Raw genomic sequence first — 11498 nt, forward strand, 5'->3', positions numbered from 1 at the left:
CACTTCCACGGAGCGCGCGCCCGCCGTGCCCAGCAGGTTGTCGCCGCCGGCCATCGTCACCATCTCCGGGATCCAGTGCCCCGGCGCGAACGGCGGCTCCAGCCACTCCAGCGCCAGCACGCGCGGCCTCGGCCGATCGCCGACCGCCTCTGCGACACGGTCCAGCCGCGCAGACAGCCGCTCCACGGCGGCCACGCCCAGCGCGCTCTGCCCCGCCGCGTCCGCCACCTGCCGCATGGTGGCGAAGATGCCCGCCACCGTGTGCGCATCCAGCGACACCACCTGTGGCGCGAACGGAAGGCCCGCGACGGCGTCATGCACGGAGCCGGTGGGGACCGCGCACACTTCGCAGACGGCCTGGGTGAGGATGATGTCGGGGCGCGCCTCGCGCAGGGCATCCGTGTGGATCTCGTACACGCTGCCGTATTCCACCATGCAGCGGCGCACCTCCGCGTCGATCTCGCCGCTGGTGAGGCCGGCGGGATCAAACCGGGACCGGCTCAGGCGCGGCAGGTGCTGGGACTGCGGCGGCCAGTCGCACTCGTGCGAGATGGCGACCAGGTGGTCCTGCAGCCCCAGCGCGTACACGATCTCGGTGGCGGACGACAGCAGGGATGCGATGCGCAACGGCGGCTCCGGAAAACGAGTCTGGGTGTCCGGAGAAGATGCCGCCGGGAATGGTGCGGGCGCAACGCCGCGCCGTCTTGTTGTTCCGGGCCGGGGCACCTAGCTTTGCCGCGCGCCGCCGCATCCCGTTCCCGCTTTCGCTCCCAGGCCCCTCGATGCAGATCATCCGCGAGCCCCGCGTTACGCTTCTGGCCCGCCAGGAGTTCATGTATCCCCCGCACATCCAGTGGGAAAGCGACAGCGAGGTCCCGGGCGAGGTGGTGGCGGAGTTCGCCGGGCGGCTGTGCTACTTGTCGTTCGGCGAGGACGCCGGGCTGGAGGGCGGGCACAAGAGCATCCCCGGGCGCACGACCAACGAGGCGTACCTGGGCAACATTCTGCAGGTAAAGCACGGCAGCGTGCTGGAGCACGCCGTGTGGACGCTGCTGCTCGAGGGCGTCAGCCGGTCGCTCACCCACGAGCTGATCCGGCACAGGGCCGGTTTTGGATTCAGCCAATTGAGCCAGCGGTACGTGGACGAGTCCAACATCGCCTTCGTGCTGCCGCCGGAGATCACGGACGGCTCGCGCGCGTTCGAGCTCTGGTCGGAGGGGTGCGAGCAGGCGCTGGAGTGCTACCGCGACCTGCTGGACGAACTGACGGACCAGGTAGGCGACAGCGGCTCCCCGACCATGCGGAAGAAGCGCGCGCGGCAGGCGGCGCGCGCCATCCTGCCCAACTGCGCGGAAACCAAGATCGTCGTCACCGGCAACGCGCGGGCGTGGCGTCACTTCATGGAGTCCCGGGGGTCGGGCGGGGCCGACATGGAGATCCGGCGCCTGGCGGGGAGCGTGTTGCGGATGATGCACGTCGAGGCGTCCAACATCTTCAGCGACATGCACCTGGTCCCCAGTCCGGACGGCATCCCCACCATCGAGACACAGCACGGAAAAGTCTGACAGGTCGCACCTTCGCCGGGTGGCGCGTGCCAGGGCGCGCCCCGCGGGTTCGCCACCTCCCCGCGCGTTCCCATGACGCAGCTTCCCGGCAACCTGTTGACGGAACGCGCCGGCGTGCTCGCGGTCGCGGCCGAGCTGAATCGCCTGGGCTTGATCTGGCGCGAGACGCCGATGGCCGACGTGGGCATCGACGGGCAGATCGAATTCGTGGATGACTCGGGCGAGACGATCGGCCGCGTGGTGGCGGCACAGATCAAGAGTGGCGAATCCTGGTTTCGGGACGGAGGAGACGCATGGCGCTTCTATCCCGAGGAACGGCATCGCCGGTATTGGGAACGTTTCCCGCTTCCCGTGCTGCTGTTCCTGCACTCTCCAGCAGAGGGAACGTTCTGGACAGACGTGCGGCTCGCATTGCGCAGTCCTGAACGCTCCGCACAGAGGTACATCGCGGTTCCCAAGACCAACCATCTGCAGTCCGTCAGCCGAGACACGTTCTTCTCCAGCGTCGGTGCTTCAGGGCGCCCGTTCCTTCCATTGGATGAACTGCTCACGGCCCTGGCATCCCTGAGATCGCCGAGTGCCTCACTCCCGCTCTCGTATCTCGACCTGTTCGCGAATGGCCTGACGAACATCGGGCGCTCCGTGTACTACGGGATGGATCTGGTCATGGAAGTGGCTGAAACGCTTCAGGATGACGAGATGCCGATCGGCCTTGGCGGGGCGGAGGACGAATTCCTGTTCGGGTTTGTCCTTTTCCTGGTGGAACAGCAGATTGCCGATGTCGATATCTCCAGTTGCCTGATCCAGTGGAACGATGCTGGAATGCACCCTGCCTTCATCGCTCCGCTGACTTCGCGCGGGCGTATGCTGGTCCGCCTCATCCACAGTTGGGAAGCGAGACTTACCCGTGAGGGGAAGCTTCAAATGCCGGAGTGGATCTCGCTTGCGCAGGAAACGTTCATCAGGATGCAGTTCCAAGCCGCGGATTACGTGCGCATGCCGTTGATCCAGCAGTTCGGGCGGCTGATCGCGGCGGTTGCCGAGCCCTCCGGTCGCTGAACGCTGCGCTATCCGGCCCCGGCCGTGTGCTGATCACGAACTCCACCGCGTGCAGTTCCAGCCGGAGTCGTTGCTACGCCGCGAACCTTTCGTGAGATCCGAAGGCCCGCTCATGTGTACCGACACTCGCGCGCTGCGCGGTGCGGTTAGTGTCGACACCATCGAGGCCCACAACAGCAAGGTCTGACGCGCGCTCCTCGAGCCATCAGGGCGGCACTCCCCGCCGCCCGTTTTTCCCCCGGGCCGTCCCGTGTCCCTCTCGCAAGGAGGACGGCCCCGACCCGCACCGTACGGATTATACCATGGCATCGCAGCAACCCATCTTTCGCTTCGTAGAAGTCGGCACCGGGCAGAGGCTCACGCTGGGCGAGCCCGTTCCCGCCGACGTGCTGCCCCTTACCGAACCCGCGGGCGCCAACAAGCTGAAGATGAAGGCGCACACCTTTGGCGGCGCGTCGGAGATCGTCATCCAGCTTTCGCCCGCGGAGACCGTGCGCGACGTGACGTTCGCGTACGCGGCGGGAACGGACTACGACGCCATGGTCAACCAGTTCACGGACGAACTGGGCACGCCGGAGAGCCAGAACAACCAGCTGACCCGCTGGCGCGATGACCAGACGACGTTCCAGGTCACGCAACAGGCATCGGCCGTTGGCTCGCTGCTCGCCGACCGCGCTGGCGAAACCGCCGCCTGATCCGGCCCGGCAGCACACGAAGCGGCACCGCCCCGGCGGTGCCGCTTCGTCCTTGGGATGTGCCCCGACGTTCATCCACCCCGCCCGACGCTTTCCTTCCCCCCTCTCCGCCCGGAGTCAGCCATGCATCCCAACGCGGCGCTCATCGAACGGTTCTACGCAGCGTTCGCGGCGCGCGACGCGGCGGGAATGCAGGCGTGCTACCACCCGGAAATCGTGTTTCGCGATCCCGCGTTCGGCGAACTGCGCGGACCGCGGGCAGATGCGATGTGGGCGATGCTCACGAGCCGCGCTACGGACCTGGACATCCGCGTCTCCGGCATTGAGGCGGGCGACCGCACCGGCCGCGCGCACTGGAACGCGCGCTACACGTTCACGCAGACCGGGCGCGCGGTGCTGAACGAGATCGATGCGGTGTTCGAGTTCCGCGACGGCCTCATCATCCGCCACACGGACACGTTCTCGTTCTGGCGATGGGTGCAGCAGGCGCTGGGCCCCGTGGGACTTCTGCTCGGCTGGGCGCCTCCGCTGCGCCGAAAGGTGAGCGCCACCGCCAATCGCGGGCTGGACAAGTACATCCGCGACACCGCGCCCCCTTCGGGTGCCACGACGGTTGCTTGAGATAGGCTCGGATATGACAGAAACTCTGGACCGCAGCCATGCCGTCCTGCTCGCGCGCGGCGAGGAGATCGGTGAACTGCGCTACACGGGCGGGGACATGTTCTGGCACACGGGCGTGTTCACGCCCCTGCCCGCGTTCGCGAAGCACCACCCGATCTTCGCGCGCCTGGAAGCGGCCTGGGCCGCCTCGTACGACCATCTGTCGCCCGACGAAGCCGACGCGGCGGAGGATGCCCGATACGCGCTGCAGGCGGAGGTGGACGCGCTGCTCACCATCCGCAACCACGACGGCACACTGAGCGGGGTCGAGGACTTCAAGCTCATGGGCGGCCAGTTCGAGCACAAACTCCGCTCCGCCTGATCGTTCAACTTTTGCGGCGGTTCGCGGTCTACATCCGGAGGCTTGACGGTCGCGGGATTCTCCGACAGACTTCCTGTACAAGAACTCGAAATCGGGAAGATCACCCATGCCGCTGAACGTCAGCTACAGCCACGCTCGCGACCACTTGGCCGAGGTGTGGGACGAAGTGGAAGACACGCGCGAGGCCGCGGTCATCTCGCGGCGCGGGCACGAGGACATGGCACTCATTCCGGCATCAGAGCTTTCCAGCCTGCGTGAAACCACGCATCTCCTCCGCTCGCCGGCCAACGCCGTTCGCCTGCTGACCGCGCTGGCCCGCGCTCGCAAGGGCACCACGCCCCCCACGGACCTTGGGGCACTGCGACGTGAACTCGGACTTGAAACCGAGGCGTGATCAGCGCGCGGAGGCCAAACGGGCCGCGGTGCTTCAGGACGAATGCCGAGACGACCTTCGGTTCTGGGTGGACACGAACCGAAAGGTGGCGCTTCGCGTTCTTGATCTAATCGAAGCAGTGATTCGGGAGCCGTTCGCCGGGATCGGCAAGCCTGAGCCGCTCAAGCACATGGGCGGGAACGTCTGGTCGCGCAGAGTCACGGAAGCCGACCGGCTCGTGTACGAGGTCTTCGACGACCGCATCGAGTTCCTGCAGGCGAGGTATCACTACTGATATTTGCGTAGAGCCGCGCTTCAGAAAGAAAGCAAAGGAGCAGCCGCGGACAGTGTCGTCGCGGCTGCCTCATTGGTACTCACACGCTGAGCCGCCGCACCACCTCCATCGCGCCGCGCTTGTAGACGGTCAGGCACACCAGTTCGCCGTCCGGATCGAGCACCATCCAGTCCCGGTAACCGCGGCGCTTCTGGATCGTGTAGCCGGACTGCGGGGCGGGCTCGGCGCTCTTCTTCGTGCTGGGCATCGTGGCCTCCGGTGGGCTTGACCCTCGGCGCCCGGCAGGGCTACACTTGCGGTAGCGGGCGGCCTTCGGGTCTGTTCGCGGTAGAGGCTGGCCGGTCTTCTTCGCGGGAGTTACGGTCAGCCTTTTCTTTGTCCCTGCTGGTCTGTAATATAGTAGACCGCAGGCTTCTTGTTTATACTCCTGTAGCCGATAGACCAGCATGGATGCAGCAAGCGAACGCGCACGGTTTCGCCACGCGGTTGACCGGCTTCGTCAGGCATGCGGGTATTCGATGGAAGAAGTCGCGACCGAGTTCGGGGTGACGCTGAACATGGCCCAGCGCTGGCGCTCCGAGACCGGCCGCCACAAGCCGCGTGCGGGCTGGGAGGCGGTGCTGGCGGGGATGGCGGAGCGTGGAGCGGCCGCGAATCGCGCGAGGGCGGAGGCGGCGGAGCGGCTCGCGGGGGAGCTTCGCTCCGCGAACCCGATGTGGAACCTGCAAGACAGAGGAGAATGAGACCCACCTTGGGACTGATTGAAGGACGCTCTATCAGTGAGGCCCTGAAAGCTACGACCATACACGACCACAGGAGCGACCAGCATGGGTGAAAACGGATACCCGATCTACGGCGGACCTAGCCAATTGGCAGAGTTATCAGAGCGTTTCTTTGTCTCAAAGCTCCCTCCCCAATGGGCTCACGAAGTTCCCCGCCGCGATTACGGAGTTGATTTACGCGTCGAGATTTGCAATCAGGGTAGGTTCAAAGGTCAAGAGTTGCTCGTCCAACTAAAATCATCAACTAACCGGTCCCTCGGTGCTAGTGAGACAGTTCGGCTTCGGACCTCGACTTACAATTATCTTTGGGAGAAGCTTCAGGTCGTGATGCTTGTAAAATATATTGCAGAGGAAAACGAGGCCTACTGGATTCTGTTCCGGGATATTCCACCACCGAACGAGGAAAATCAGACGTTCACCGTCCATATCCCCAAAGAGAATCGCCTATCGGACCTAGACTGGTCACAGATATACGAAATCGTCGATGACGTTCACTTCAAAAAACTCAACGCTAATCGTCAGTAGCCGTCCGCGATAACCGCATCCCGAAATTCAGGGCGGTCGCCGCCTCTTGGGCTTTGACGGCGCTGGCCGAGTCGGAAGCGGCAACGTAGGTTGCAAAAGGTTAGACTTCGTGAAAACATCTAAATCAAATTTTCGGCGAGTGATGGTGTTGGTTATGCCTTGCGCAGTGTAGAACAGATGGCCGCTAACAAACAAGAACGGGGATGGGTACTCCTTCTGGCGAGACCGCCACAGCTTCATTCGTACGCGCTTCAGGCGTTCTGGCTGTAGCTCGTGCACCAAGCCGAGGAAGTTTGCGACGAGTTCCGCGAAGGCGGACATGTGCTTGGCTTCTCCGAACGTGATCAGAGATGCATTATCCACGTAATCATTTGTCCCGAGTCCGGACAGGTCTGCGTCTTTGATAACAGCTACATCCAAACACACGTTCGCAGCCGGCCTGTCTGAGGCGCGGTGGTGACGCGTGGCCACCCGAAGTTGGTGGCGAATCTGAACAACCTCTCCGCTCGTGGAGGTACATCTCACATATGAATATCCCTCAGGTCGCCCCCGCGTACTAAACTTCAGACGAAACTCCGGCTCGGCAGAGGCGTTCAGAGGGTTAATGATCTCGACAGTCCATTCGGGCCGGGCTTTGAACCATGCGATCATCTGAGCTACCACAAAGGCCTCAAACGTCTGATTTACGGTATTGCCGAAGCGCGACATCTCCGACCTGCTCTCAGCAAAGAAGGCGTTGAGCGCAGGAGTGAGTGCGCCGACATCGATCCAGTCGGCCATCGATCACCGACGTTCGGCAGAGAAACGGCGGCCCATTTTGATGATTATTTCGCGGAGTGACAGGTTAGAGGAAAGGAGATCTAGCACCTCAGGATCACGGATCGCCCCGCGTAGTCCATCAGCCAAGCGCGATCCGCGCATAACTGCATCGTTGCGCTCCGCGAAAACGTCGCCTCCTACCCTGAAACCTGGGACCCCAAGCTGCTGAAATTGATCTACGGCCGAAGCCGCCGCTTCTGTTCCGTCGCGAAGGAATTGCTCGAGTGACTTCAGGAACACGACCGTCTGGATTTGTCTGACCTGCGGGGCCCTGAGCTCATCCAGCATCTCCGCTTCTGAGAGGATCGCTTTGGTGTAACCGCCAAGTCCATCAAACCGAAGCCGCATCGAACGGGGGAGATGTTCCACCCATGCCGTATCTGCCATTCAGCCTGCTGTCCTTCCCCGGAACAAGGGAGAATTCACGCCACGTCCGCCTCCAGCTATCCGAACTCCGCACGCGATGCCGGCTTCGGGTGAGCGACGGGCGGCCCGGATGTCACCCGCCAAATTAAATAAACAAAGAGCGGCTAGCACAAGGCCGTTTCAGCCATTCTGGTGAAATCTCAGCAATAGCCGCGTTCACGCCGCTTCGGTGGGGTTTAGCGGCCTGGGCTATCTGGCTGGCTTGACACCCGCGCCGCCCGCGGGTTAGGTTCCCGGTCCCCGAACGATCGTTCGAACGGTCGTTCGACAAGCCGCCGTGCTCGTGGACGGCGGTTTTGGCGCGCACTGGGCGCGCACGTGACGCTGACTGGCTGATCGAGCCCTTCGCCCCGGAACGGAGACGACGCTGTGGCCCGCTACACCGACGAAGAGCTGAAGGAAAAAGTCCACAACGGCTTCATTGTGGAGTACCCCGACGAGATGACCGAGGGGTACCGCAAGGCCCTGATCGTACAGCTGATGGTGCAGGCCGACACCGAACTGGTGTCCGCGCCCGCCTACTTCGGCGCGGCCAAGGACGCGCCCTCGACGAACACGATGGTGAGCGCCACCGCCATCATCCAGGACGAGCTGGCGCACGCCAACATCGCGTACCGCCTGCTGGAGGACCTGGGCCTGGACAAGGAACAGCTCGTCTACGGCCGACAGCCGCACGAGTTCAAGCATCCGTACGGCTTCGACCATCCGCTGGAGAACTGGGCGGAGCTCGTGGTGGCCAACGGCCTGTACGACCGCGCCGGCATTACCCTGCTGGGCGACGTGTTCAAGAACACGTCGTACGGCCCGCTCAAGCGCGCGCTGGTGAAGGTGGACCAGGAAGAAACCTTCCACCTGCGCCACGGCGAAATGTGGATGAAGCGCCTGGCCGGCGCCGGCGGCGAGGCCAAGGAGCAGATCCAGCGCGCGGTGGACTGGATGTTCCCCATGGCGGTGGAGTGGTTCGGCCTGCCGGACGACATGAAGCGCCACAGCGGGCAGCTGGACTACAAGCTCAAGGGGATGACCAACGACGAGCTGCGGCAGACGTGGATGAAGAGCACCGTGCCGCTCTGCGAGTCCATCGGCATTCAGGTGCCGGCGCACTGGAGCGAGGACGAGCAGAAGTACGTGCTGGACTTCGCCTTTCCCGCGCAGTACGACGAAGACGAGAAGCGCTGGCTGTTCGACGAGGGCCAGATCAGCTGGGAGACGGTGTTCGAGCGGTGGAAGGCCCGCGGTCCGGCCAACCGGCAGTTCATCGAAAGCATCCAGGAGGGCAAGGCCTTCCGCCAGATGCTGGAGGCCAACTGATGGCCTGCGCCACGGGCGCATCGCGCTTTGAGGCGAACGGGGGCACGGCGCTGCTGGACGAGCCCGCCGCCTATCCGGTTCCCGCCGAGGCGCGCACCGGCCCGCTGTGGGACGCGCTGCGCGAAGTGATGGACCCGGAGATCCCCATCAGCCTGGTGGATCTGGGGCTCATCTACGACATCCGCCAGGACGGCGGCACGGTGGAGGTGGACCTCACCTTCACCGCCACCGCCTGTCCGTGCATGGCGTTCATCCACTACGACATCACCGACCGCCTCAAGCAGGAGGCCGGGGTGGACGAGGTGAAGGTGAACGAGGTGTGGTCGCCCGCGTGGACCAAGACGCGCATCAGCGAAGCCGGCCGCCACGCGCTGCGGACGTTCGGCGTAAGCATGTAGGAAGAACAGAAGTGCCCAGTGCCGGAGTGCCCAGTGCCCAGCCAGGGCCGCGGCTCTCCGTTACTGGGCACTTGGCACTAGGCACTGGATACTTTCCCTTCGCACTTACGCACCGCGCTTTTCCGTGATCGAGCCCGTATATGAAGTGTTCGCCCGCAAGGGCCGCGGCGAGCCGCTGCGCCACATCGGCTTCGTCAACGCGATGACCGGCGACCTGGCCCGCGTGTACGCGTGGAAGACCTACGACGAGCAGAACTGGGACGAGATGTGCGTTGTTCCCCGCTCCGCCATCCTTCCCGTGGACCCGGACGAAAGCCAGTTCGTTACCCGCATGGGCGGGCACACCGACCAGGGCCTCGTCCACACCAAGGCCACCGCCTCGTACGGCGGCGCCGAAGTCGTCCGGGAGAACGCATGAGCATCGCCGCACCCGAGGCGCGCGTGGACTCCGCGTCCGCCCTGCCCGACGACGCCCGCCAGGCGCTCCGTGATCTGATCCTCTCGCTCGCTGACAGCAAGCGCGTGCTGGGGCTGCGCTACAGCGACAAGATGCTGGGCGCGCCCACGCTGGAGGCCGGCATCGCCGCGTCCAGCATGGCGCAGGACGAGTGGGGTCACGCGCGCCTCACCTATGCGCTGCTGGGCGACTTTGGCGACGAGCCCAAGGCGCTGGAGTACGAGCGCCCCGCGGCGGAGTACCGCAGCCACCCCGCGCTGGACGCCGGCTTCGGCTCCTGGGCGGAGCTGATTGCCGGGATGCTGCTGGTGGATTCGGCGCTGACGGCCCAGTACGGCTCGCTGCTGCAGAGCCGCTACGCGCCGGCGCACAACCGCGTTCAGAAAATGCTGGACGAGGAGCGCTTCCACTTTCAGTACGCCGCGGGCTGGGCGCGCCGCATGGCCGCCGTCCCCGCCGCGCGGGACGAACTGCAGGCCGCGCTGGCCCGCATGCTCGCCCCGTCGCTCCTCTGGCTGGGCGACGATGCGGCCGATTCCGCGCAGCGCCTGGTGGCCGAGGGGCTGAGCGGATTTTCGCCCTCCGAGCTTCGCGGCCGCTTTCTGGCGCGCGTGGGCCCGGTGCTGGAAGACATGGGGATGGCGGACGCGCTCGGCGTGACGAACGCCGCGGACGGCTGGTCGGCGGATGCCGCGCTGGACTGGAGCGGATGGGACCCGGTCACGCGCCGTTCCGGCGGCTCGCTGGACGAGACCACCGCCGCGCGCGCCCGCGGCGACAAGAACCGCGCGCTCCGGATGGACTGATGGCGGAGCCCACGCGCCCCGCGTCATCCTCCCAGGACACGGATGGGCTGCTCCCCGAGTCCGCGCCATGCCCGTTCTGTGACGGTACGCAGACGCACGTGGTGAACCCGTTCGGCGGGCAGCTTTCCGTGGCCCAGTACTGGTGCCGCGACTGCCGCACCGCCTTTGAGTTCATCAAGTGGGACGACCACGACGACTGATCCGGCGACGGAACCGAAGTCGAAAGGACGCAGAGAACCACATGGGTTCCCTGCGTCCTTGTCTTTTGCCCTGGATGCACCAGGCGCGGGATGCCACCGCGCGGAACGGGGAGCGTGCTGCGTAACCCTGCCGGCCTCCCACCACGGCGTCTGAGGGTCATCCTGAAGGAGCAGCGCACCGGAGCGTCCACCGCGCCGAATCATGTGCGACTGAAGGATCCCGGGCCGAACCGTCAGCGGCGATGAGGGCCGGCGCGGCATGCCTCAGTCTCTCGGCGGCACCCGCGGACGCGAGAGCGCGCCACGCAACCGGTCGTGTTTCGGATACTGTGTCGCGGGATTCTTCAGTCGGCGCCAGAATCCGAGCGCGCGGACAGCCCCGTGCATCGCCTCCTTCAGAATGACACTCACGGTCCGGCGCTCAAGGAGGCTGCGCTGCGCCACAAGCTCTGCTCAGCGTTTCGGCCTCTGAGCGTCATCCTGAAGGAGCAGCACACCGGAGCGTCACCCGCGCCGAACCATGTGCGACGGAAGGATCCCGGGCCGAAGCGTCGGGCGTGACGAGGGCCGGCGCGGCATGCCTCAGACTCTCGGCAGCACCCGCGGACGCGAGAACGCGCCGCGCAACCGGTCGTGCATCGGATACTGTGTCGCGGGATTCTTCAGTCGGCGCCAGAATCCGAGCGCGCAGACGGCCCGTGCAGCGCCTCCTTCAGAATGACACTCACGGTCCGGGGCTCAAGGAGGCTGCGCTGCGCCACAAGCTCTGCTCAGCGTCTCGGCGTCTGAGCGTCATCCTGAAGGA

The 11498-nt window shown here is 65.1% G+C and carries 18 protein-coding genes; 14 read left to right on the forward strand and 4 right to left on the reverse strand.

The window, feature by feature from the left end; genetic code table 11:
- A partial coding sequence (locus tag VF665_RS22655) for an ABC transporter substrate-binding protein (protein ID WP_331055753.1) occupies nt 1-627 on the reverse strand: 627 nt, incomplete at its 3' end.
- 155 nt (nt 628-782) lie between these two features.
- On the opposite strand from VF665_RS22655, the gene thyX reads away from it, so the two are divergent.
- The 7 genes from thyX (at nt 783) to VF665_RS22690 (ending at nt 4969) form a co-directional block, all read left to right on the forward strand.
- A complete protein-coding gene (gene thyX / locus VF665_RS22660; protein WP_331055754.1) occupies nt 783-1565 on the forward strand; it encodes an FAD-dependent thymidylate synthase in 783 nt (260 codons plus the stop codon).
- A gap of 72 nt (nt 1566-1637) precedes the next feature.
- Entirely contained in the window at nt 1638-2624 is a 987-nt protein-coding gene (locus VF665_RS22665) for a DUF4365 domain-containing protein (RefSeq protein WP_331055755.1), read from the forward strand.
- Nucleotides 2625-2926: 302 nt separating this feature from the next.
- Nucleotides 2927-3319 (forward strand): hypothetical protein, encoded by a 393-nt coding sequence (locus VF665_RS22670; protein WP_331055756.1) that lies wholly within the window; start codon nt 2927-2929, stop codon nt 3317-3319.
- Nucleotides 3320-3442: 123 nt separating this feature from the next.
- On the forward strand, nt 3443-3940 hold the full coding sequence (locus VF665_RS22675; RefSeq protein WP_331055757.1) for a nuclear transport factor 2 family protein: 498 nt from the start codon (nt 3443-3445) through the stop codon (nt 3938-3940).
- A gap of 13 nt (nt 3941-3953) precedes the next feature.
- Complete coding sequence (locus tag VF665_RS22680) at nt 3954-4301, forward strand: hypothetical protein (RefSeq protein ID WP_331055758.1); 348 nt, start codon at nt 3954-3956, stop codon at nt 4299-4301.
- Nucleotides 4302-4407: 106 nt separating this feature from the next.
- On the forward strand, nt 4408-4695 hold the full coding sequence (locus VF665_RS22685; protein WP_331055759.1) for a type II toxin-antitoxin system Phd/YefM family antitoxin: 288 nt from the start codon (nt 4408-4410) through the stop codon (nt 4693-4695).
- A 28-nt stretch (nt 4696-4723) separates the two neighbouring features.
- Nucleotides 4724-4969: a Txe/YoeB family addiction module toxin gene (locus VF665_RS22690; protein WP_331055760.1), complete on the forward strand. Its 246-nt coding sequence runs from the start codon at nt 4724-4726 to the stop codon at nt 4967-4969.
- Between the two features lie 79 nt (nt 4970-5048).
- Here VF665_RS22690 and VF665_RS22695 read toward each other — a convergent pair whose 3' ends face one another.
- Nucleotides 5049-5216, reverse strand: coding sequence for a hypothetical protein (locus tag VF665_RS22695; RefSeq protein ID WP_331055761.1), 168 nt, complete (start codon nt 5214-5216; stop codon nt 5049-5051).
- Between the two features lie 199 nt (nt 5217-5415).
- On the opposite strand from VF665_RS22695, the gene VF665_RS22700 reads away from it, so the two are divergent.
- Together VF665_RS22700 and VF665_RS22705 are read left to right on the forward strand one after the other, a co-directional pair.
- A complete protein-coding gene (locus VF665_RS22700; protein ID WP_331055762.1) occupies nt 5416-5712 on the forward strand; it encodes a helix-turn-helix transcriptional regulator in 297 nt (98 codons plus the stop codon).
- An 84-nt stretch (nt 5713-5796) separates the two neighbouring features.
- Nucleotides 5797-6276 carry a DUF4365 domain-containing protein gene (locus VF665_RS22705; RefSeq protein WP_331055763.1) on the forward strand — a complete coding sequence of 160 codons (480 nt, stop codon included), beginning with the start codon at nt 5797-5799 and terminating at the stop codon, nt 6274-6276.
- A gap of 27 nt (nt 6277-6303) precedes the next feature.
- Here VF665_RS22705 and VF665_RS22710 read toward each other — a convergent pair whose 3' ends face one another.
- Both VF665_RS22710 and VF665_RS22715 read right to left on the reverse strand, forming a co-directional pair.
- Complete coding sequence (locus VF665_RS22710; protein WP_331055764.1) at nt 6304-7056, reverse strand: hypothetical protein; 753 nt, start codon at nt 7054-7056, stop codon at nt 6304-6306.
- Nucleotides 7057-7059: 3 nt separating this feature from the next.
- Nucleotides 7060-7482 (reverse strand): hypothetical protein, encoded by a 423-nt coding sequence (locus tag VF665_RS22715; RefSeq protein ID WP_331055765.1) that lies wholly within the window; start codon nt 7480-7482, stop codon nt 7060-7062.
- A 408-nt stretch (nt 7483-7890) separates the two neighbouring features.
- Between VF665_RS22715 and VF665_RS22720 the strand changes: the two genes are divergently transcribed.
- The 5 genes from VF665_RS22720 (at nt 7891) to VF665_RS22740 (ending at nt 10693) form a co-directional block, all read left to right on the forward strand.
- A complete protein-coding gene (locus VF665_RS22720) occupies nt 7891-8832 on the forward strand; it encodes a Phenylacetic acid catabolic protein (RefSeq protein WP_331055766.1) in 942 nt (313 codons plus the stop codon).
- Nucleotides 8832-9230 carry a metal-sulfur cluster assembly factor gene (locus tag VF665_RS22725; protein ID WP_331055767.1) on the forward strand — a complete coding sequence of 133 codons (399 nt, stop codon included), beginning with the start codon at nt 8832-8834 and terminating at the stop codon, nt 9228-9230. The genes VF665_RS22720 and VF665_RS22725 overlap by 1 nt, the downstream gene beginning before the upstream one ends.
- A gap of 124 nt (nt 9231-9354) precedes the next feature.
- Complete coding sequence (locus tag VF665_RS22730; protein WP_331055768.1) at nt 9355-9648, forward strand: hypothetical protein; 294 nt, start codon at nt 9355-9357, stop codon at nt 9646-9648.
- A complete protein-coding gene (locus VF665_RS22735) occupies nt 9645-10493 on the forward strand; it encodes a 1,2-phenylacetyl-CoA epoxidase subunit PaaC (protein WP_331055769.1) in 849 nt (282 codons plus the stop codon). Before VF665_RS22730 ends, VF665_RS22735 begins: the two co-directional genes overlap by 4 nt.
- Entirely contained in the window at nt 10493-10693 is a 201-nt protein-coding gene (locus tag VF665_RS22740; RefSeq protein WP_331055770.1) for a hypothetical protein, read from the forward strand. The genes VF665_RS22735 and VF665_RS22740 overlap by 1 nt, the downstream gene beginning before the upstream one ends.
- The last annotated feature ends 805 nt before the right edge of the window (nt 10694-11498 follow it).

This window comes from Longimicrobium sp. (genome assembly GCF_036387355.1).
Taxonomy (GTDB): Bacteria; Gemmatimonadota; Gemmatimonadetes; order Longimicrobiales; family Longimicrobiaceae; genus Longimicrobium.